This is a genomic window from Aestuariivirga sp. (assembly GCF_046093005.1).
Classification (GTDB): Bacteria; Pseudomonadota; Alphaproteobacteria; order Rhizobiales; family Aestuariivirgaceae; genus Aestuariivirga.
The window spans coordinates 1-20284 of record NZ_JBJTER010000172.1; the positions used below are offsets into that span (position 1 = coordinate 1).

Genomic DNA, 20284 nt, shown 5'->3' on the forward strand with positions numbered 1-20284 from the left:
CGGCCATGAAAGCCAGGGCCCGGCGCGCCGAACGCCCCCAGCGCCAGCCAGGCCAGCACCGTGGCGGCGCCGAGCCGCGCCCCCGCCGTGGCGGCGATCAGCAGCACGGCCAGCGTCTGCAGGGTCATCGGCACCGGCCAGAACGGCACCTGAAGCTTGGATGCCAGCGTCAGGATCACGATGCCCAGCGCCACCAGCGCGGCCTTGTGCAGCGCCTGCGACCGCGGCCAGAGAGTTGAGAGAAGATAGCCGTTCATGATTATTCTCATAGAGAGATGCCTTGAGCTTGTCGTAAGATTTCGCCTCGTCCTTGCGGGCCTTGAGCGCCTGCGCCATGGTCACTTCGACGAAGCGGGCCGGCGTGTGCGGCTGCAATTGCCCGATCAGGTCCATGTCGGCGGAGATCACGGTACCGACCATGAAATAACCGCCGCCCGACACCGCGTCACGGTGCAGCACGATGGGCTCGGTGCCGCCCGGCACCTGGATCGAGCCGTAAGGGTAGCAGGCGTCGACGATGTTGGACGGGTCCGAGCCAGCACCGAAGGGCTGCTCGCGCGGCACGAATTCAAGGGGCTTGCCGCCCTTGAAGCGGTAGCCGATGCGGTCCGCCTCCGGCGCCACCTTCCAGACATCCTCGAAGAAGCGCTTGCCGGCCGCCGCGGTGATGCGGTGCCAGTAAAGGCCGGGCAGCATGCGCAGCTCGGCGGGCGAGCCCGGCGCGCGGCGCAGCTTCTCCGGAATGCTGCGGCCTTCGCGGGCGCCGCGGCCCTTGCCCACCGGCAGCTTGTCGCCCGCTTCCAGCTTGCGGCCCTTGAAGCCGCCGAGCGCGCCCAGCGTGTAGGTCGAGCGCGAGCCCAGCACCACGGGCACGTCGATGCCGCCGGAAATGGCGATATAGGCGCGGGCACCCTTCTTGAGGAAATCGAAGGACAGGGTCTGGCCCTTCTTCACCTTGAAGGCGGTCCAGGTTTCCCGGGGCTCGCCATCGACGCGCGGCGGCAGCTCGGCGCCGGTCACCGCCACGGTGGCGTCCTCGGTGAACTGCAGTTCCGGCCCCATGAACACGGCTTCCAGCACCGCAGCACCTTCGCGGTTGCCGACCAGCAGGTTGGCGGCCTTGAGGGCCAGCCGGTCCATGCCGCCCGACAGCGGAATGCCGATGTGATAATAGCCAGGCCGGCCCAGGTCCTGCACGGTGGTTGAAAGGCCGGGCTTGATGACTTTAACGGCCATTGAGAGCCCCCATCAGCTTGGCGTTGTAGCCGTCCATGTCCTTCTTGAATTCGGCGAGATCGAAGGTCACGTCCTTCATGCGCAGGTTGAACTTGCCCTTGTCCACCGCGGCCACCGTCGCGTCATATTCGGCGCGGTCGATGGGCTTCCACTTCACGATGTCGCCGGGCCGGAACAGGCACATGAAATCGCGCAGATGCTTGATCTTCTGGTTGGGGTCATAGATCGGCACCGGGGTGATGCCGAACATCTGGTAGCCGCCCGCACCCCGCACCGAATAGATGCAGCCGAAGCAGCCGCCATGGCCCACCGTGAGCTTTGGCGTATCGGTGCGCGGGCGGAGATATTTGGGCGACTGGATCTGCCGCTTGCGGTCCACCATCTGGTAGAGGAACGGCAGCCCCGCCACGAAGCCCACCATGGACACGAACCATGGCGCGCCGGAATGCGCCTTCACGAAACCATCGACACCGTCAAGCTTGTTGATGCGCGCCGTATATTCGATGTCGGTCGATTTCGGGTCCTGGTGGCGCTCACGGAAGCGCATCAGCGTCTCATGCGTCCACGGATCATTGTAATAGACCGGGATTTCGATGATCCGTGACTTGATCACGGGCTTGGCCTTGGCCGCCGCCTTCTCGATCGCCTTCAGCTCCTTCAGCATGTCGGCGGGCTTGATCACGTCGGGATCGAACTTCACCTGCATCGAGGCGTTGGCGGGGCAGATTTCGGTGACCCCCTTGATCTTCGCTTTCTTCACCGCCGTCGCCATCGACAGCGATTTGAAGAAGGCGTCGAGCGACATCTCCTCGTCGCATTCGACGAAGATGTGCTCGTCGCCTCCATAGGAATACCGCGTCTTCATTGCAGCGTGATCCTCCTCATTGCGTGAGCCGGTGGGCGTTGGCTTCGAGCCAGGGCTCCAGCCAGCGCGTGTGGAATTGGGATTTGCGGACATTGTCATCCATGGCCAGCAGCTGATGCAACGGCTTTGTCGTCGCAAGCCCGCCAACCTCAAGCTCGGCCAGCGCCCGCGCCATGCGGGCAATCGCGGCGTCGCGCGTCTCGTCCCAGACGATGAGCTTGCCCAGCAGGGAATCATAGAAGGGCGGCACCTGATAGCCCTGGTACAGCATGGTGTCGAAACGCGTGCCGGGCCCGCCGGGAACCCGCAGCGAGGTCACCGTGCCGGGCGCGGGCATGAAGTTCTTCGCCGGGTCCTCGGCGTTGATGCGGACCTCGATGGCATGCCCGCGCATCGCGACATCGGGCTGCGCCAGGCGGAGCGGCTCGCCGCCGGCGATGAGGATCATTTCGCGGACCAGATCGATGCCGGTGATCATCTCGGTCACCGGATGCTCGACCTGGATGCGGGTGTTCATCTCGATGAAATAGAAATGATGCGTCTCGTCGTCATAGAGATATTCGAGGGTGCCCGCGCCGCGGTAGTTCACGGCCTCGGCCAACGCCACGGCGGAGGCGCAGAGTTTCTCGCGCACCGCCTGCGGCAGCACCGCCGAGGGCGCCTCTTCCCACACTTTCTGGCGGCGGCGCTGCAGCGAGCATTCGCGCTCGAAGCAATGGATGGCGCGCTGGCCATCACCCAGCACCTGCACCTCGATGTGGCGGGCCTTCTCGATCACCTTCTCGATATAGAGCCCGCCGTCGCCGAAGGCCGCCTTGGCCTCGGCCGAGGCCTGCGGCATCAGGGTTTCGAACTCGCTCATGTCATGGGCGATGCGGATGCCACGCCCGCCGCCGCCCGCCGCCGCCTTGATCATCACCGGAAAGCCGATGGCCAGTGCGATGGCCCTGGCCTGTTCGGGATCGTCCACGCGGCCATCCGAGCCCGGCACCACCGGAACCCCGGCCGCCTCCGCCGCCACGCGCGCCGCCACCTTGTCTCCCATCACCCGGATCGAATCGCCCCGGGGCCCCACGAAAATGAGCCCCGCCGCCTCGACGGCATCGGCGAAGCCCGCATTCTCGGCCAGGAAGCCATAGCCGGGGTGCACGGCGTCGGCCCCGGTGTCCCGCGCGGCCTTCAGGATATTGTCGATGTTGAGATAGGATTTCGCGGCATGCGGCGGGCCGATGTTGACGGCTTCATCCGCCATCTTCACCGCCAGCATCTCGGCATCCGCCGCCGAATGCACCTGGACGGTCTTGATGCCAAGCTCCCGCGCGGCGCGGATGATGCGCACCGCGATCTCGCCACGGTTGGCGATGAGGAGCTTGGTGATGGCCATGGGGCGTGTCTTCTCTTTTCGCCGTTCAGCCGATGTCCGCCAGCGGCTGGCCGGCCATCACCGGCTCTTCGTTCTCGGCGATGAACTTGATCTTGCCGGCGGCATCCGCCTTCACCTCGGTGAAGGACTTCATCACCTCGATGAGGCCCACCACATCGCCCTTGGCGACCTTGTCGCCATCGTTCTTGTAGGGCGGTTTGTCCGGCGAGGGCCGGCGGTAGAAGGTGCCGGGAAGCGGCGAGAGAAGCTGGGGCATGGTCTGTCCTCGTAGGTTGGAATTGCTCAGGCGGCGTCGATATAGGGCTTGACCGCCGCGCGCACGGCCTCGGCGATCGCCACCGCGTTGGGCGTGTCGGAATGAACGCAGATCGCGTCGGCGCGCACCGCCACGTCCTGGCCGCCCACGCCCCTCACCTTGCCTTCGCGGATGGCGCGCAGGCAAAGCGCCGCCGCGTGGCCGGGGTCCTTCGCCTCATGTTCGCGGGTGATGATCAGCGAGCCGTCGTCGCGGTAATCGAGATCGGCATAGAACTCGGCGATGAATTTGTGGCCGCGCGCCGTATAGACCTTTTCGTGGAAGGTGTTGATCATGCCCATCAGCGGCACCTTGAACACATCCGCCGCGTCGCACACCGCATGCGCCACCTCTTCCATGCGCGCCGCCATGCCATAAAGCGAGCCGTGCGGCTTGATGTGGTTGAGCCTCATGCCCTCGGCCTCGAGAAAACCCTTCAGCGCGCCGACCTGGTAGATGATGCAGTTGGCGAGCTCATCGCGGCCCATCTTCATCTCGCGGCGGCCGAAGCCCTGGAGATCGGGCAGCGACGGATGCGCGCCCACCTTCACGCCGTGCTTCTTCGCCAGCTGCACGGTGGCGCGCATGTGGTTGAAATCCGAGGCGTGGAAGCCGCAGGCCACATTGGCCACGTCGATGAGCGGCATCAGGCCCGCATCATCGCCCATCTTGTAGAGGCCGAACGCCTCGCCCATGTCGCAGTTGATGACCGTCATCGGCTGACTTCCCCTTCCCTTCCCGGACGCAGATTGCGGCAGGATTGGACCATTGTAAATTCCGAAAATCGGCGGCGAGCAAGAGACGGCCGGGGTCACGCAATGGCGCAGATGGGGACGAGCCCCGCCCGCCTACAGCCGCTCGCCGGTCACCGGATCGAAGAACACCGCCTGGTCGAGATCGAAGGCCAGCCTGCTCACCTGGCCGGGCTGCAGCTTGGCATCGGCGCGGAGCCTGGCCACCGCCTCGCGGCCGCCGAGGAAGGTGAGCACATAGGTGTCGGCGCCGGCGGGCTGCACCACTTCGATCAGGCAATCGGCCGTGACGATGTTCTGCGACTGGCGGTCAGCCCCATCCGGATCGGTGATCGATTCAGGGCGGATGCCAAACACCAGTTTCTGGCCGGCCCGGGCGGCGAGCCGGGCATCGCTCAACGGCAGGATGAGCGGGGGGCCGTCGCGCCGGGCCAGTTCGACGGCGAGGTCCGGCCCGCGTGCCACGAGGGTGGCCTCCAGCAGGTTCATGGCGGGCGACCCCATGAAATCGGCCACGAACATGTTGGCGGGCGTCTTATAAATTTCAGCCGGCGTTCCGGCCTGTTGCAGCAGGCCGTCCTTCAGCACGGCGATCTTGGTGGCCAGCGTCATCGCCTCGATCTGGTCATGCGTGACATAGACGATGGTGGTCTTGAGGCGGGCGTGCAGGCGCTTGATCTCGGTGCGCATGTCGACGCGCAGCTTGGCGTCGAGGTTGGACAGCGGCTCGTCGAACAGGAACACCTGCGGCCGCCTGACCAGCGCCCGGCCCATGGCGACGCGCTGGCGCTGCCCGCCCGACAGCTGCGAGGGCTTGCGGTCCAGAAGGTGGCCGATCTGCAGCATGTCGGAGACATCGCGGATGGCCTGCTCGCGCTCGGGCTTCGCCACGCCGCGCATTTCCATGCCGAAGCCGATATTCTCGGCCACCGTCATGTTGGGGTAGAGCGCGTAGGACTGGAACACCATGGCGATATCGCGCTGCGAGGGGTGAAGGTCATTGACCCGGCGGCCATTGATGCGGATTTCACCCGCGGTGATCGATTCGAGACCGGCGATGGTGTTGAGCAGGGTCGATTTTCCGCAGCCCGACGGCCCCACCAGCACCAGGAAGCCGCCCTCCTCGATGTCGAGCGTGATGCCCTTCAGCACCTCCACCGTGCCGAACTTCTTTTCCAGACTGTCGATTTCAAGAAAGGCCATGCGCTAACCCTTGACCGAGCCCGCCATCAGACCACGCACGAAATAGCGGCCCGACACGATGTAGACAATGAGCGTGGGCAGCGCCGCGAGCACGGCGCCGGCGAAATGCACGTTGTATTCCTTAACGCCGGTCGATGAATTGACGAGGTTGTTGAGCGCCACCGTCATCGGCATCGAATCGGCGTCTGAGAACGATACGCCGAACAGGAAGTCGTTCCAGATGTTGGTAAACTGCCAGATCACCGTGACGATGATGATGGGCCCCGAACTGGGCAGCAGGATGCGGCGGAAGATTTGCCAGAAGCCCGCCCCGTCGATCATCGCGGCGCGGATGAGCTCGGTGGGGAAGGCCTCGTAATAATTGCGGAAGAACAGAGTGGTGAAGCCCAGCCCATAGACCACATGGATCAGGATGAGGCCCGGCAGCGTGCCGGCGAGGCCCAGAAGCCCAAGGATGCGGGCGGCGGGAATGAGCGCAATCTGGAACGGGATGAAGCAGGCGAACAGCATCAGCGCGAAGATGATGTTGTCGCCCGGAAAGCGCCATTTGGTGAGCACATAGCCGTTGAGCGCGCCGAGCAAGGTGGAGATCGCCACGGCGGGGACGACCATCATCAGCGAATTGGCGAAATAGGGCTTGAGCCCGGTGGGCTGCACGCCGATCTGGGCGGTGGACCAGGCGCTGCCCCAGGGCTCCAGCGTGAACAGCAGCGGGAGCGAGAGCATGCGGCCCTGCTGGATTTCGGTGAGCGGCTTCACCGAGTTCACCAGCATCACATAGAGCGGCAGAAGGTAATAGACGGCGAACAGGATCAGCAGCGCATAGATCGCGGCGCGCGCGAAGGCGCCGGTGCGCACCGCGGTGTCCTGGGCGCCGCCGCTCACTTGCGGTTCCCCGCGGCGAGCTCGGAATAGAGATAGGGCACGATGATGGCGGCGATCATCATCATCATGACGATGGCGGAGGCGGCGCCCATGCCCATTTCATTGCGCGTGAAGGTGAAGTTCTGCATGAACAGGGCGGGCGTCCAGGTGGCGGTGCCGGGGCCGCCGCTGGTCATCGCCACGACGAGGTCATAGGACTTGATGGCGAGGTGGGCCAGCACCACGAAGGCCGAGAGGAACACCGGGCGCATCATGGGTATGATGATGCGGCGGTAGAGCGTCCAGTTGGAGGCGCCGTCGATCTGGGCGGCCTTGACGATCTCATTGTCAACGCCGCGCAGGCCGGCGAGGAACATGGCCATGACGAAGCCCGAGGACTGCCAGACGGCGGCGATGACGATCGTATAGATCGCCATCTTGCCGTCCTTGATCCAGCGGAAGGAGAACCATTCGAAGCCCCAGGAATGCATGACCTGCTGCAGCCCGATGCCAGGGTCGAGAAACCATTTCCAGGCAACGCCGGTGACGATGAAGGACAGCGCCATGGGATAGAGATAGATGGGGCGCAGCACGCCCTCGCCCCTGATCTTCTGGTCAAGCAGAATGGCGAGGCCGAGACCGATGGCGCAGCTCACCGCGATATAGAGGGTGGCGAAGATCGCCAGGTTCTTGAGCGAGGTGATCCAGTTCGGGTGGTTGAACAGGCGCACGTAATTGTTGAGGCCAACCCAGCTTGAAAGATCGGGCAGGATTTTCGATCCGGTGAGCGAGAGAAGCCCGGTGAACAGGATGAAACCGTAGACGAACACCAGGATGAGCGCGAAGCTCGGCGCCAGCACGAGGCGCGGCAGCCAAGCCTGGAGCGTGGCGCGCGGAGCGGCAAGGGCGTTCACGGGGCGTTGGTCCTCTGGGCCGGCTGGCTTGAGAAAAAATGGAAAGGGCCCCGGCCGGTGCCGGGGCCCTCGTGACGTATCAGCCCTTGGCGGCCGCGACGGCCTCGGCCAGCGCGGCAGCGGCGGCAGCCGAGTCCATCTCGCCGTTGAAGTGGCGGGTGACCACGTCATAGACGGCGTTCTTGACGGCGGCCGGCGCGGCATGGCCATGCGCCATGGAGCCCATCAGCGTGCCCTTGGTGTTGGCTTCCGCGAGATCCGCCATGCCCTTCTTGCCGCAATCGTCGAAAGCGTCATTCGGCACGTCGGTGCGGGCCGGAACCGAGCCCTTCACCACGTTGAAGGCCGACTGGAAGGACGGATTCTCGATGGCCGAGGCCATCAGCAGCTGGGCCTTCTGCTGGTCAGCGCCGACCTTGAACATCATGAACTGGTCGGAGTTGAAGGTCACCGCGCCCTGCGTGCCGGGGAAGCGGATGCAGACGAAGTCCACGCCCGGCTTCTTGCCGGCCTTGAGGAATTCGCCCTTGGCCCAGTCGCCCATCATCTGCATGCCACCCTTGCCTTCGATGACCATGGCGGAAGCGAGGTTCCAGTCACGGCCGGAGAAGTTGTCATCCACATAGCTGCGGAGCTTGGCCATGCGGTTGAACACTTCGACCATCTTGTCGCCGGAGAGCGCCGCCGGATCGAGGTCGATCATCGCGGCCTTGTAGAAGTCGGGGCCCATGGAGAGCACCACCGCGTCGAACATGGTGGCTTCCTGCCAGGCCTGGCCGCCATGGGCCAGCGCCGTGATGCCATTGGCCTTCATCTTGTCGAGCACCGCGACCATTTCTTCCCAGGTCTCGGGGGCCTTGCCGCCGGCCGCGTCCAGCGCGGCCTTGTTGATCCACACCCAGTTGGTGGAGTGGACGTTCACCGGCGCGGCGATCCACTTGCCGTCATACTTCGAGAAGTTCTGCAGCGCGGTGGGGACAACCTTGTCCCAGCCCTCGGCGGCGGCAACCTCGTTCAGGTCGCCGAGCGCGCCCTGCTTGGCCCAGTCGGTGATGTCAAAACCAAGGCCCTGCACGGCAGTCGGCGGGTTTCCTGCGGTGACCCGGGCGCGCAGCGCCGTCATTGCGGCCTCGCCGCCGCCACCGGCGACCGGCATGTCTTTCCAGACGACGCCCTTGGACTCGAGGTCCTTCTTCAGCACGTCGAGCGCCGCGGCCTCGCCGCCCGACGTCCACCAGTGCAGCACTTCAACTTCGTCGGCATGCGCCATGGCGGTGATCCCGACCAGCGCGGCGGTGGTAAGCAAAAACTTGCGCAACATGTTCTCCTCCCTTGGTTGCATCGAAAAAGCCAGTCAACGCATCAATTAAGTAACCAGCTCGTTACGACTTTACAGGGTTGCGGGCCATCCCGCAACGGGCATTTCGCGGGGGATTCAGAAGGACGGCGTCCGTTTGCCGCGAAATGCGGCAAGCCCCTCCTGGAGTTCGGCGCTGGCCGCGGCGACGGCCCCGGCCAGCGCCTCCAGCGCCCGTTCCGTCTCCTCGCCCTCGGCGGCGTTGATCAGCATCTTGGTGGCCTGGGTGGCGAGCGGCCCGCGCCGCGCCACGCGTTCAGCCATGGCGATCGCCGCCGGCATGCCCTGCTCGCGGGGCACCACGGCATCGACGAGACCGAGCGCCAGGCCCTCCGCCGCCGTGAACACCTCGCCCGCCAGCGCCATGCGGCGCACCGTCTGCGGCCCGAAGCGGCGCACGGCGCGCTGGGTGCCGGACCAGCCCGGAATGATGCCGAGCCCGGTTTCCGGCGCGCCCAGCTTCACATGCTCCTCGGCGATGCGGAGGTCAGCCGTGGCGGCCAGTTCCAGCCCGCCGCCCAGGGCATGGCCGTTCAGCACGGCAATCAGCGGCTGGCGGAGCCTTGCCAGCGCGTCGAAAGCGCGGTGGCCGTGGCGCACCCAGGCGAGCCCGAAATCGGCGGGCGACAGCGCCGCCCAGGCCTCGATGTCGCCGCCGGCACAGAATGACTTGCCGCCCTCGCCAGTGATGATCGCCACCCTCACGCCGGCTTCGGCCTCGATCGCCAGCGCGGCGCGCTCCAGCGCCTGCACCATGCCGTAATCAAGCGCGTTGAGCTTCTCGGGGCGGGCCAGCACGATGGTGGCGATGGCCCCGCCGATGCTGAGCCAGACCCTGCTGTCGCCGGTGTCAGCCATCGAGCGCCAGCCCCATCTTCTCCGGCTCGAACAGGCGGCGGTCCATCTCGCGAAGCTGTGGTGACACGATCAGCGGAAACTCCGACTGGTCGAGGATGTTGGCCTGGAGATCAACCCCCGGCGCGATCTCGGTGAGCACGATCCCGTCCGGCGTCAGCTTCATCACGCAGCGCTCGGTGACATAGGTCACGTCCTGGCCCTGGGCGACGCCGCGGCGGCCGGAGAACGACACCTGCTCCACCTCATTGACCAGCTTCCTGACCTTGCCTTCCTTCTCGATCCGGAGCTTGCCGCCCACGATCTCCATGCGGGCGCCGGCATTGTAGAAGCCGGAGAACACGATCTTGCGGGCCCGCGAGGTGATGTCCACGAACCCGCCCGCTCCCGCCGTCACATGCGGCCTGGCGCCCAGCTTCGAGACATTGACCGAGCCGTGCCGGTCGATCTGCAGGAACGACAGCAGCGAGCAATCAAAGCCCGCCGCCTGAAAATAGGTGAACTGATAGGCCGAGGGCACGAAGGCCTCGGCATTGGCGGCACAGCCGAACTGGAATTCGAGCAGCGGCACGCCGCCAACAGCACCCTGCTCGATCACCCAGGTGGCCTGGCCGTGCAGGCCCTCCTCGATGAAGATGCGCGGCACATTGGCGGACACGCCGAAGCCCAGGTTCACCGCCCAGCCCTTGCGGATCTCCCGCGCCACCCGCCGGGCGATGGCCTTGCCGGTGCCGAATTCCATGAGGCCGAAGCTCGACACAGGCTTGAACACCTCGCCGGAGATCGCCGGGTCATAGGGTGTCTGGGTGGTCTGCCACTGGTCGGGGTCCTCGACGATGTAATCGACCAGAATGCCCGGCACCCGCACCTGGTGCGGCTTCAGCGTCTCGTTCTCGACCACGTTGCGCACCTGGGCGATGACGATGCCGCCATTGTTATGGGCGGCGAGCGCCAGCTCCATGGCGCCCAGATAGGCGCCTTCCTGATCGAAGCTCAGATTGCCGCGCTCGTCGCAGGCGCTGCCGCGGATGATAGCCACCTTCGGCACGATGGCGGGGAAGAACAGCCACTCCTCGCCCTCGAAACGGATCTTGCGCACGATGGGCTGGGCCGCGGCCTTGGCGTTCATGGCGCAGCCTTCGCGGTCAGGGTCGGCGAAGGTGTCGAGTCCCACCTTGGTGATGACGCCGGGGCGCTTGGCGGCGGCCTCGCGCATCAGGTCAAACATGATGCCCGACGGCACGTTGTAGGCCGGCATCTCATTGGCGCCCAGCATCTGCCAGATCATCGGCGGTTCCGATGTCGAAGGACCGGACGGATAGGACCCGGCGATGATGCGGCCGATGAGGCCCGGCTTGGCAATGTGCTCGATGCCGCGGATGCCGAACATGTCGCCCGCCGCGATCGGATGCAGCATGGTGAGATTGCGCGGATGCGCCTCGCGGTCGAAGCGTTCGCCGATCGCCTTCAGCACGGCATCCGGGCAGTTGAGGCCCGAGGAGGAATTGACGGCAACGGCGGCGCCATCCGGAATGGTTCTGGCGGCTTCGGCGGCGGAAACGATCTTCGGCATCATTCACCTGTTACCGCGGATCATGTCCGCGGCCTTTTCTGCAATGGCGATGGTCGGGGCATTGGTGTTGGAGGAGACGACCTCCGGCATGATCGAGCTGTCGCAGACCCGGAGACGCTCGATACCGTGGACGCGCAGCGCCAGATCGACCACCGCCATCGGATCGCGGCCCATCTTGCAGGTGCCGACCGGATGGTAGGAGGAGCGGGCGTTGGCGCGCGCGCAGGCTTCGTAATCCGCCTTGGTCTTGACTGCGGGACCGGGGAAATGCTCGGCGGCGACGAATTTCCGCATGGCGTGGGTGCGGCCCACCTCCTGGGTGATCCTGATGCCGTCGATGTGGCGCTCGAGGTCATAGGGCTCGGCGAAAGAGTTGGGGTCGATCAGCGGCGCGTCCTCCGGCCGGGACGAGCGCAGCCGGACGACGCCACGCGAGCGCGGCCTCACATGATAGGAATTACAGGTGGCGCCATTGCCGCCCGGCACGCTGCCCACCCCCTCCTCGACGCCGGCGCCCGCCAGGAAATGGAATTGCAGATCGGGCGTCTTCTCCGACCGGTCACTCCACCAGAAGGCCCCGGCCTCGACGATGTTGGAGGCCACGGGGCCCGAGCGGAACATGGCATATTGCAAGCCGGCCCACAGCTTCCAGCGGGCCTTCTTGTATTTGTCGTAGGAATGAGGGCCGTTCAGCACCCAGGTGACGTCGGTCGAGAAGTGATCGTGGAAGTTCTCGCCCACACCGGGAAGATCATGCACCACGGGCACGCCCACCTCGCGCAGATGCGCGGCGGGCCCGATCCCCGAAAGCATCAGCAGCTTCGGCGAGCCGATGGCGCCGGCCGTAACGATCACCTCGCTCGCCGCCTGGATCATCTCCACACCCTTGTCCGAGACGATTTCGACGCCGGTGGCGCGGCCGTTCTCGACCACGATGCGCTTCACCATGACGCCGGTGCGCAGCTCGAGATTGGGCCGCCGCAGGGCGGGGCGCAGATAGCCCACCGCGGCGCTGCAGCGCCGGCCGTTGAGCGTGGTGGTCTGGTAGAGGCCGGCCCCCTCCTGGCGGCCGGAATTGAAATCGGCGTTGTAGGGCATGCCAAATTCCATGCAGCCCTGCACATAGGCCTGCGACACCCGGTTGGGGCTCTGCAGGTCGGAAACGCCGAGCGGGCCATCGATGCCGTGCTCCGGACCGCCGAGCCGGGTGTTGCCCTCGGACTTCACGAAATAGCTCTTGAGATCGCGCCAGCTCCAGCCGTCGCAACCATGCTGGCTGGCCCAGCCGTCATAATCCTCCGGGCAGCCACGCGTGTAGATTTCGGCGTTGATCGAACTGCCGCCGCCCAGCACGCGGGCCTGCGGATAGACCGCGACCCGGCCATTGGCATGGCGCAGCGGCGCCGTCTCATAGCCCCAGATCAGCGAACCCGAGGTCATCTTGAAGAAGCCCACCGGCATGTGGATGTAGGGGTTGGTGTCGCGCGGACCCGCCTCGATCAGCAGCACCCGGGCCGCCTCCATTTCCGAAAGCCTGGCCGCCAGCACGCAGCCGGCAGAGCCCCCGCCCACGATCACATAGTCATACATCGCCTTTTTGACGCCTCTTGCTTCGCCGCCATGGACCCGCTTATAAATAACCAGTTGGTTATTTCAAGAGTGGAATCTTGCCCCGCGCCCTGTCTTTCAAAGCCCGCGATCCCGATGCCACCAAGGCGCGGATCCTGAAGGCCGCCAAGGCCGAGTTCGCGAAGAACGGGCTGTCTGGCGCCCGGGTGGACGACATTGCGGCGCGGGCCCGCACCAACAAGCGCATGCTCTACCATTATTTCGGCAACAAGGAAGAGCTGTTCCGCATCACGCTGGAAGACGCCTATGCCGGCATCCGCGAGGCCGAGGCCAAGCTGGAAATCGAGAAGGACGATCCGCTGACGGCGCTGAAGCGGCTGGTGCGCTTCACCTGGGGCTATTACCTGGCGAATCCCGAATTCATCACGCTGGTCAACAGCGAGAATCTGCACAAGGCCCGGCACATCAAGGTGTCCTCGCGCATCAAGGAGCTGAGCAGGCCGTTCGTGGGCCGCATGCGGGCGCTGCTCGAGCGCGGCGCGGCGGCAGGCGTGTTCCGCCGCGATCTGGACGCGGTGCAGGTCAACATCACCATCGCGGCGATCGGCTATTACTACCTCACCAACCGCTTCACCGGCTCGATCGTGTTCGAGCGTGACCTGATGAGCGGCAAGGCGCTGGGCGACCGGCTCGATTTCAACATCAAGACGGTTCTCCGGCTGGTATGCACGCCGGAAACGCTTGCCAGACTGGAGAAAGGCGAATGACACAGGCAGCACTGGTCACCGGCGGGCGGCGCGGCATCGGCAAGGCCATCGCGCTTGCCCTCGCCGAACAGGGCTTCGACGTGGCGGTGGCGGATGTCGTTGCCTCGGATGAACTGACCGCCACCGCCGCCGAGATCGCCGCCAAAGGCCGCCGCGCGGCCGCCATCGCCGCCGATATCGGCCGCATCGAAAGCCATGCCGCCCTGCTCGATGAGGCGGAAGCCAAGGTGGGGCCGCTCACCACGCTGGTCAACAATGCCGGGGTGTCAGTCTTGAGCCGTGGCGACCTGCTCGACGTCTCGCCCGAGAGCTATGACCGCTGCCAGTCGATCAACACCCGCGGCACCTTCTTTCTCACCCAGGCCTTTGCGCGGCGGCTGATGGGCCGCGCGGCGGATGGCCACCGCGCGATTATCACCATTTCCTCCGCCAATGCCGTGGCCCCGTCGATCGCGCGCGGCGAATACTGCATCTCCAAGGCCGGGGCGGCGATGATCACCAAGCTGTTCGCCACAAGGCTCTCCAACGACGGCATCGGCGTCTATGAAATCCAGCCCGGCTTCATCGAGACCGACATGACGGCGCCATCGAGAGCGAAATACGACGCGCTGATCGAGGGCGGCCTCACCGTCATCAAGCGGTTCGGAACGCCCGCCGAAGTGGGCCGCATCGCGGCGACGCTGGCCATGGGCCTTCTTCCCTATACATCGGGCCAGGTCATCCAGGCCGACGGCGGCCTCTTGAGCGTGAGGTACTGAGAAATGAAGATCACTCTTCCAGACGGCGCCTACAGGCTGCGGGCCGAGCCGCTGGCCATCCGCAAGCCCCGCACTGCCTTCAACCGCGTGGCCTTCGCCGCCGCCCATGTGGTGGCCGATGCGCGGACCGCTGCCGACCCATCCGGACCGCCGGCGCTGGACTGGGACCGCACCCTTGCCTACCGCCGCTACCTGCTCGATCTGGGCTTCGGCATCGCCGAGGCGATGGACACATCGCAGCGCGGCATGGGGCTGGACTGGCCGCGCGCGCTGGAACTGATTACCCGCTCGCTGAAGGACGCCGGCCCCCGGGCCCAGCGCATCTATTCCGGCTGCGGCACCGACCAGCTGAACCCGGCGGAGGCGCGCAACCTCGATGATGTGGTGAAGGCCTATCTCGAGCAGCTCGCCGCCATACAGAAACTCAATGGGCGCATCATCCTGATGGCCAGCCGCGCGCTGGTGCGGGTGGCGAAATCGCCCGATGATTATGTGAAGGTCTATTCGCGCGTGCTCTCAGAGGCTGCCCATCCAGTGATCCTGCACTGGCTGGGTGACATGTTCGATCCGGCCCTCAAAGGCTATTGGGGCAGCACGGACTTCGCGCCGGCGATGGAGACCTGCCTCGCCGCCATCGCCGCCAATGTGAAGAAGGTCGACGGCATCAAGATCTCGCTCCTTGACGACGGCAAGGAGATCACCATGCGCCGCCGCCTGCCGAAGTCTGTGAAGATGTATACCGGCGACGACTTCAACTATCCCGCGCTGATCGCCGGCGACGCGCAGGGCTATTCGGACGCGCTGCTCGGCATTTTCGACGCCATCGCGCCCGCCGCCTCGGCGGGCCTCGCGGCGCTGGCCCGCGGCGACATGAAGAAATATTCCGAATTGATGGAGCCCACCGTGCCGCTGTCGCGGCTCATCTTCCGGGCCCCGACGCAATATTACAAGACCGGCATCGTGTTCCTCGCCTGGCTCAACGGCCATCAGGATCATTTCGTGATGGTGAACGGCGCGCAGGCGATGCGGCCGCTGCCTTACTTCATCGAGGTCTTCAAGCTGGCCGATCAGGCAAGGCTGCTGTCGGACCCTGAGCTGGCGGTGAAGCGGATGAAGACGCTGCTCGCCATGTATGGCGCGTGATGCGCGAGCTTGCCGCGCAACCCGGCGCTTGCGCCATCAACACCGCGACGCTGGGCTTTCAGGCGCCGCTGACGGACGTGATCGACGCCGTGGCGCGGGCCGGCTTCGGCGGCATCGCGCCGTGGCGGCGCGAGGTCGAGGGCCAGGATGTGGGCGCCATCGCGCGGCGGATCAGGGAAGCGGGGCTGAAGGTTCCGGGCTATTGCCGCAGCACCTATATTCCGGCCACGGACCGCGCCGGTTTCCTCGCCAACATCGAAGCGAACCGCCGCGCCATCGCCGATGCCGCGACGCTCGGCGCCGCGAGCTTCGTCATGGTGGTGGGTGGGCTTCCCGCCGGGTCCAAGGACATCGCCGCGGCGCGCGCCCAGGTGGCGGAGGGAACCGCCTTGCTGCTCGCACATGGCAAGGCCCATGGGGTGAGGATCGCGCTCGAGCCGTTGCACCCGGTCTATGCGGCGGACCGCTCCTGCCTGTCGCTGGTCTCCGAGGCGCTGGCCATCTGTGACGCCATCGAGGGCAAGGCGGATGATCCGTGGCTGGGCGTCTGCCTCGATGTCTATCACATCTGGTGGGACCCCGGCCGCGGCGCCGCCATCGCCAGAGCGGGGGCGGAGCGCCGCATCTTCGGCTTCCACGTCTGTGACTGGCTGGTGCCCACCGAGGACGTACTGAACGACCGCGGCATGATGGGCGACGGGGTGATCGACGTGCCGCAGATCCGCCGCGAGGCGGAGGCAGCGGGCTACACGGGTTTCATCGAGGTCGAAATCTTCTCGGCCAGGAACTGGTGGAAGCGGCCCATCGGGGAGACGCTCGCGGTGTGCCGGGAGAGGCTTGTTTCCGCAACCTGAGCTCAGGGCTCCCAACGGCCTGCCATCCAGCTGGGGTTGATGGTGCGTCCATGCCGCGTGCCAAGGCCGGTTATGGCCGCCATGTCTTCCGGGGAAAGTTCGAGGCTCAGCGCCGCGATGTTGGAGAGCGCGTTCTCGCGCTTCGTGGTCATCGGAATCGCTACCACGCCCTGCTGCATGATCCAGCGCAGCACGACCTCCGATGGCGGCCGCCCAAGCCTGGCCGCGATGGCGGCGATGACGGCGGGCTTCATCGCCGCGCCGCGGGCCAGCGGCGAATAGGCTGACAGCACCATGCCCTGCTCGCGCGCCGTGGCGAGCACCGCCTGCTGGTCAAGCAGCGGGTGGAACTCCACCTGGTTGTTGATGAGTGCGCCAGCGCAGCGCTGCTGGGCGCGGCGCATCATGGCGGGCGAGAAATTGCTGACCCCGATGGCCTTGGTATTGCCTTTGGCGCGCTCGGCCATCAGCCGGTCCAGGGTGGCGTCGAAATCATCCTCGGGCGGCGGCCAGTGGATGAGCAGGAGGTCGGCGGGGCCGCCGAGATCGTCGACCGAGCGCGCAACACTGTCGGCGAAACGGGCAGCGCCCAGATTGCCGGGATCGACCTTGGTGACCATGAAAAAATCGCCGCGCGGCAGGCCAGAGGATGCGACAGCCCGGCCGATCTCGCGCTCGTTGCCATACATCTGGGCGGTGTCGATGTGGCGGATGCCAAGGTCGATCGCCATGCGCACGGTGCGGAAGGCCTCTTCGCCGGTGAGAGGATAGGTGCCCAGCCCGAGAAGCGGGATGCCGCCTGGCGCGGGCATGGAAATTGCGGTCATGTAAGGCTCCTATTTGATGACCAGCACTTTTGTGCGGTCCATGGTCACCGCCACGGCGGCCACCAGAATGACGCCGAACACGATTTGCTGGGCGAAGACGGAGACGCCCATGAAGGTCATGCCGATGCGCACCACCTGGACGATCAGCGCGCCGACGAAAGTGCGCCACACCGAGCCGACGCCGCCGGTGATCGCCGTGCCGCCAACCACGATGCAGGCGATGGCGGGCAGCAGGAATTCATTGGCGAGGGTGGGAGAGCCGGAGCCGAGGCGGGCCGCCATGACCACGCCCGCCACGCCCGCCATGGTGCCGGAGAGCGTGTAGGCGGCAATCTTGATGCGGTCGACATCGATGCCGGATGCGATCACCGCGCGTTCCTGCGCACCGATGCCGCGCACCAGCCGCCCGAACGGCGTGAGGCCGAGGAGCAGGCTGAGCAGCAGCAGGAACACGACGCCCACCCAGATCTCGTTGGGAACCCCAAGACTATCACCCACCGCCCAGAACAGATACTGCTTGCTGAGATCACCCGGGATGTTGACGGAGCGGGTTTCGGAAAACCAGTAGCCCGCACTCAGAACCACGCCGCTCACCGCCAGCGTGGCGATGAAGGACGGAATGCGGAGCTTCGTTGACACATAGCCGCCGAGGAACCCGGCGATCACCCCGCCCAGCACCGCTGCCGGAATGGCGAAAAAGCCAAGATGCGGCAGATAGACGGCCAGGATGCAGCTGGTCATCGAGGCCACCGCCTGCACCGACAGATCAATGCCGCCCATCATGATCACCAGTGTCACGCCCGAGGCCATCAGGAACAGCGTCACGGTGTCGGCCGTCACTTCCAGAAAATTGCTGGCCGACAGGAAGCTGGGATCATAGACGCCCACCGCCAGCACCAGCCCAGCCAGCACGATCAGCGGCAGGAGGGCGTCGTATCGTTTCAGGAGATCGCTCATCTCACACCATGTGCCGCAGAAGTTCGACCTGCTGCGGCTTGGCGCCGGGCGGCGCTTCGAGCCTGGCCGTCACCTTGCCGTCGCGCATCACCAGGATGCGGCTCGACAGCCCGATCACCTCTTCCAGCGTGTCGCCGAGCAGCACGATGGCGAGGCCCTCCGCGGTCATTTCGCGGATCAGATCATAGACATCTTCCTTGGCGCCGACATCAATGCCGCGCGTCGGATGATCGAGGATGAGCACCTTGACACCGGCGATCCGCCATTTGGCGAGCACCACCTTCTGCTGGTTGCCACCGGAGAGCGACCCCACCATGGTGGCCGAAGACGGCGTCTTGATCTTGAGGCGTCCAATCCAGTCCTGCGCCGTCTGGCGTTCCGCGCCGAAGCGGATGGCGCCCCCCGGAGAGGTGAAGCGCGGCAGCGCCGCAAGCGTCATGTTTTCAGCAACACTGAACGGCGCCACGAGGCCTTCGACCTTGCGTTCGGCCGGCAGCAGCCCAACGCCGTCCGCGGTGGCGTCATGTGCCGAATGGAAATCCACCGCCTGGCCAGCGATGCGCACGCTGCCCCGGCTCGGGCGGGCGTGGCCAGCGAGGCAGCGCGCCAGGTCCTCGCGGCCCGAGCCCACGACGCCGGCGATGCCGAGCACCTCGCCCGCGTGCAGTTCGAAGCTCACATCCGCAAAGGACCCGTCCTTGCTCAGGGCCTCGCAGGACAGAACCACTTGCGTGGAAGGCGTGGCCTGGCGGGCCTCGCGGTAATATTCGTGGTGCAGCTGGCGGCCCACCATCAGCTGATGCAGGTCCTTGACCGTGGCGCCGGCGGCGGGCAGTTCCTTCACCACCTTGCCGTCGCGCAGCACATAGACACGGTCGGAAATACCAAGCACCTCCTCCAGCCGGTGCGAGATGAACACGAAGCTGGCGCGGTCACGCAAGTCACGGATGATGCGGAACAGGAGGTCCACTTCCTTCTGTTCGAGAACCGAAGTGGGCTCGTCGAGCAGCACCGTGACATGGCCTTTGATACGGCTGTTGAGCGAGAGCGCCTTGGCGATTTCCACCATCTGGCGGGCCGCGAAAGACAGATCGGCGCAACGCAGGCCAGGGTCGATGTCGAGATGGACCTTCTTCAGCTCTTCGGCGGCGGCGGCCTTCATGCGCGACTTGGAGATCAATCCAAACCGCAGGAACTCCTCCTCGCGGCCGAGGAAAATGTTCTCGGCCACTGTCAGCGTCGGCAGGATCGACTGTTCCTGGAACACCATGGCGATGCCGGAATCGAAGGCCTGGCGCGGCGAGGCCACGCTCACCTTCTGGCCATCGACATAGATTCCGCCGGAATCGGGCTGATAGACGCCGTTCAGGATCTTGAGCAGCGTCGATTTGCCAGCGCCATTCTCCCCGACGAGACCCACCACCTCGCCGCGGTTGATGGCGAAGCTCACATCGTCCAGCGCCTTGACGCCGGGAAACGACTTGGACACGCCGCGAACTTCCAGCACCGGTACTGTCATTTGACGACATCCAGCCGCGAACGGTCGAGCGCGAGGGCCACCGCGGCAATGATCAGCAGACCCTGCACGCCCTTCTGCACATAAGGTTCGATTCCCATCAGCACCATGCCATTGGCCAGCACGATGACGATGAACACGCCGATCACCGAGTTGATCACCGAGCCCACCCCGCCCGAGAGCGCGGTGCCGCCCACCACCACCGCGGTGATGGCGGTGAACAGCCGGTCCTGGGCGATCAGCGCATGGCCGCGGCCGATCTGCGCCGCCGACAGCGCGCCGGCGAGGCCATAGAACATGCCGGCGATGCCGAAGATCAGGATGCGGGTGCGGTCCACCGGAATGCCGGAGTTGCGCGCCGTCTGCTCGTCGGTGCCGATGGCGTAGAGCCAGCGGCCGATGCGGGTGCGCTCCTGGATCAGCCAGGCCGCGGCCACTGCCACAGCAGCGATCCACACTGCAGCCGGAATGCCATAGAGGCGCCCGAGGGACAGCCAGTTGCGAAAATCATTGTCGCCGATGCGGACCATGACGCCGCCCAGTATGGCGGTGGCGATGCCGATTCCGGCAAAGCCCATGCCCAGCGTGGTCATGA

The 20284-nt window shown here is 65.7% G+C and carries 20 protein-coding genes and 1 pseudogene; 4 read left to right on the forward strand and 17 right to left on the reverse strand.

Going from position 1 to position 20284, the window contains the following annotated elements; translation table 11 throughout:
• From ACKOED_RS14490 to ACKOED_RS14550, 13 genes and pseudogenes are all read right to left on the reverse strand, one after another.
• The coding region (locus ACKOED_RS14490; protein ID WP_408917340.1) for a biotin transporter BioY at positions 1-269 on the reverse strand (269 nt) is incomplete at its 3' end.
• A gap of 1 nt (position 270) precedes the next feature.
• Positions 271-1236, reverse strand: a pseudogene (locus ACKOED_RS14495) (biotin-dependent carboxyltransferase family protein); the annotation flags it as partial.
• Complete coding sequence (locus ACKOED_RS14500) at positions 1226-2101, reverse strand: 5-oxoprolinase subunit B family protein (protein ID WP_408917320.1); 876 nt, start codon at positions 2099-2101, stop codon at positions 1226-1228. The gene ACKOED_RS14500 and the pseudogene ACKOED_RS14495, both read right to left, overlap by 11 nt.
• A gap of 16 nt (positions 2102-2117) precedes the next feature.
• Positions 2118-3485, reverse strand: a complete 1368-nt coding sequence (locus ACKOED_RS14505; protein WP_408917321.1) for an acetyl-CoA carboxylase biotin carboxylase subunit — start codon at positions 3483-3485, stop codon at positions 2118-2120.
• Between the two features lie 25 nt (positions 3486-3510).
• Positions 3511-3741, reverse strand: coding sequence for an acetyl-CoA carboxylase (locus tag ACKOED_RS14510; protein ID WP_408917322.1), 231 nt, complete (start codon positions 3739-3741; stop codon positions 3511-3513).
• Between the two features lie 26 nt (positions 3742-3767).
• Positions 3768-4496, reverse strand: coding sequence for a LamB/YcsF family protein (locus tag ACKOED_RS14515; protein WP_408917324.1), 729 nt, complete (start codon positions 4494-4496; stop codon positions 3768-3770).
• 132 nt (positions 4497-4628) lie between these two features.
• Positions 4629-5735, reverse strand: a complete 1107-nt coding sequence (locus ACKOED_RS14520; RefSeq protein ID WP_408917325.1) for an ABC transporter ATP-binding protein — start codon at positions 5733-5735, stop codon at positions 4629-4631.
• A gap of 3 nt (positions 5736-5738) precedes the next feature.
• The gene (locus tag ACKOED_RS14525) at positions 5739-6620 is read right to left on the reverse strand and encodes a carbohydrate ABC transporter permease (protein ID WP_408917326.1); all 882 of its coding nucleotides are present in this window, start codon (positions 6618-6620) and stop codon (positions 5739-5741) included.
• Positions 6617-7513 (reverse strand): carbohydrate ABC transporter permease, encoded by an 897-nt coding sequence (locus ACKOED_RS14530; protein ID WP_408917327.1) that lies wholly within the window; start codon positions 7511-7513, stop codon positions 6617-6619. Before ACKOED_RS14530 ends, ACKOED_RS14525 begins: the two co-directional genes overlap by 4 nt.
• A gap of 79 nt (positions 7514-7592) precedes the next feature.
• A complete protein-coding gene (locus tag ACKOED_RS14535) occupies positions 7593-8834 on the reverse strand; it encodes an ABC transporter substrate-binding protein (RefSeq protein WP_408917328.1) in 1242 nt (413 codons plus the stop codon).
• Positions 8835-8948: 114 nt separating this feature from the next.
• The gene (locus tag ACKOED_RS14540) at positions 8949-9728 is read right to left on the reverse strand and encodes an enoyl-CoA hydratase/isomerase family protein (RefSeq protein WP_408917329.1); all 780 of its coding nucleotides are present in this window, start codon (positions 9726-9728) and stop codon (positions 8949-8951) included.
• Complete coding sequence (locus ACKOED_RS14545; RefSeq protein WP_408917341.1) at positions 9721-11298, reverse strand: acyl CoA:acetate/3-ketoacid CoA transferase; 1578 nt, start codon at positions 11296-11298, stop codon at positions 9721-9723. Before ACKOED_RS14545 ends, ACKOED_RS14540 begins: the two co-directional genes overlap by 8 nt.
• A gap of 3 nt (positions 11299-11301) precedes the next feature.
• On the reverse strand, positions 11302-12888 hold the full coding sequence (locus ACKOED_RS14550) for a GMC family oxidoreductase (protein WP_408917330.1): 1587 nt from the start codon (positions 12886-12888) through the stop codon (positions 11302-11304).
• A gap of 77 nt (positions 12889-12965) precedes the next feature.
• On the opposite strand from ACKOED_RS14550, the gene ACKOED_RS14555 reads away from it, so the two are divergent.
• Genes ACKOED_RS14555 through ACKOED_RS14570 form a run of 4 tightly spaced genes read left to right on the forward strand, consistent with a single transcriptional unit; the run spans position 12966 to position 16389 of the window.
• Positions 12966-13634, forward strand: a complete 669-nt coding sequence (locus ACKOED_RS14555) for a TetR/AcrR family transcriptional regulator (protein ID WP_408917331.1) — start codon at positions 12966-12968, stop codon at positions 13632-13634.
• Entirely contained in the window at positions 13631-14392 is a 762-nt protein-coding gene (locus tag ACKOED_RS14560) for a 3-ketoacyl-ACP reductase (protein ID WP_408917332.1), read from the forward strand. The genes ACKOED_RS14555 and ACKOED_RS14560 overlap by 4 nt, the downstream gene beginning before the upstream one ends.
• 3 nt (positions 14393-14395) lie before the next feature.
• Complete coding sequence (locus ACKOED_RS14565) at positions 14396-15535, forward strand: dihydrodipicolinate synthase family protein (protein WP_408917333.1); 1140 nt, start codon at positions 14396-14398, stop codon at positions 15533-15535.
• Positions 15535-16389 carry a sugar phosphate isomerase/epimerase family protein gene (locus ACKOED_RS14570; protein ID WP_408917334.1) on the forward strand — a complete coding sequence of 285 codons (855 nt, stop codon included), beginning with the start codon at positions 15535-15537 and terminating at the stop codon, positions 16387-16389. Before ACKOED_RS14565 ends, ACKOED_RS14570 begins: the two co-directional genes overlap by 1 nt.
• A gap of 2 nt (positions 16390-16391) precedes the next feature.
• Here the strand turns inward: ACKOED_RS14570 and ACKOED_RS14575 are convergent, their stop codons facing one another.
• The 4 genes from ACKOED_RS14575 to ACKOED_RS14590 all read right to left on the reverse strand — a co-directional run.
• A complete protein-coding gene (locus ACKOED_RS14575; RefSeq protein WP_408917336.1) occupies positions 16392-17216 on the reverse strand; it encodes an aldo/keto reductase in 825 nt (274 codons plus the stop codon).
• Between the two features lie 9 nt (positions 17217-17225).
• Positions 17226-18173, reverse strand: a complete 948-nt coding sequence (locus ACKOED_RS14580; protein ID WP_408917337.1) for an ABC transporter permease — start codon at positions 18171-18173, stop codon at positions 17226-17228.
• A gap of 1 nt (position 18174) precedes the next feature.
• Positions 18175-19692 (reverse strand): sugar ABC transporter ATP-binding protein, encoded by a 1518-nt coding sequence (locus ACKOED_RS14585; protein ID WP_408917338.1) that lies wholly within the window; start codon positions 19690-19692, stop codon positions 18175-18177.
• On the reverse strand, positions 19689-20284 hold a 596-nt coding region (locus ACKOED_RS14590; protein ID WP_408917339.1), incomplete at its 5' end, for an ABC transporter permease. The genes ACKOED_RS14585 and ACKOED_RS14590, both read right to left, overlap by 4 nt.

What these genes read in the sequence shown, in the direction of transcription:
- ACKOED_RS14545 (WP_408917341.1), bottom strand. Translation starts at nt 11,298, where the DNA reads ATGCCGAAGATCGTTTCCGCCGCCGAAGCCGCCAGAACCATTCCGGAT.
- ACKOED_RS14585 (WP_408917338.1), bottom strand. Translation starts at nt 19,692, where the DNA reads ATGACAGTACCGGTGCTGGAAGTTCGCGGCGTGTCCAAGTCGTTTCCC.
- ACKOED_RS14560 (WP_408917332.1), top strand. Translation starts at nt 13,631, where the DNA reads ATGACACAGGCAGCACTGGTCACCGGCGGGCGGCGCGGCATCGGCAAG.
- ACKOED_RS14575 (WP_408917336.1), bottom strand. Translation starts at nt 17,216, where the DNA reads ATGACCGCAATTTCCATGCCCGCGCCAGGCGGCATCCCGCTTCTCGGG.
- ACKOED_RS14570 (WP_408917334.1), top strand. Translation starts at nt 15,535, where the DNA reads ATGCGCGAGCTTGCCGCGCAACCCGGCGCTTGCGCCATCAACACCGCG.
- ACKOED_RS14515 (WP_408917324.1), bottom strand. Translation starts at nt 4,496, where the DNA reads ATGACGGTCATCAACTGCGACATGGGCGAGGCGTTCGGCCTCTACAAG.
- ACKOED_RS14565 (WP_408917333.1), top strand. Translation starts at nt 14,396, where the DNA reads ATGAAGATCACTCTTCCAGACGGCGCCTACAGGCTGCGGGCCGAGCCG.
- ACKOED_RS14510 (WP_408917322.1), bottom strand. Translation starts at nt 3,741, where the DNA reads ATGCCCCAGCTTCTCTCGCCGCTTCCCGGCACCTTCTACCGCCGGCCC.
- ACKOED_RS14550 (WP_408917330.1), bottom strand. Translation starts at nt 12,888, where the DNA reads ATGTATGACTATGTGATCGTGGGCGGGGGCTCTGCCGGCTGCGTGCTG.
- ACKOED_RS14580 (WP_408917337.1), bottom strand. Translation starts at nt 18,173, where the DNA reads ATGAGCGATCTCCTGAAACGATACGACGCCCTCCTGCCGCTGATCGTG.
- ACKOED_RS14500 (WP_408917320.1), bottom strand. Translation starts at nt 2,101, where the DNA reads ATGAAGACGCGGTATTCCTATGGAGGCGACGAGCACATCTTCGTCGAA.
- ACKOED_RS14505 (WP_408917321.1), bottom strand. Translation starts at nt 3,485, where the DNA reads ATGGCCATCACCAAGCTCCTCATCGCCAACCGTGGCGAGATCGCGGTG.
- ACKOED_RS14540 (WP_408917329.1), bottom strand. Translation starts at nt 9,728, where the DNA reads ATGGCTGACACCGGCGACAGCAGGGTCTGGCTCAGCATCGGCGGGGCC.
- ACKOED_RS14520 (WP_408917325.1), bottom strand. Translation starts at nt 5,735, where the DNA reads ATGGCCTTTCTTGAAATCGACAGTCTGGAAAAGAAGTTCGGCACGGTG.
- ACKOED_RS14535 (WP_408917328.1), bottom strand. Translation starts at nt 8,834, where the DNA reads ATGTTGCGCAAGTTTTTGCTTACCACCGCCGCGCTGGTCGGGATCACC.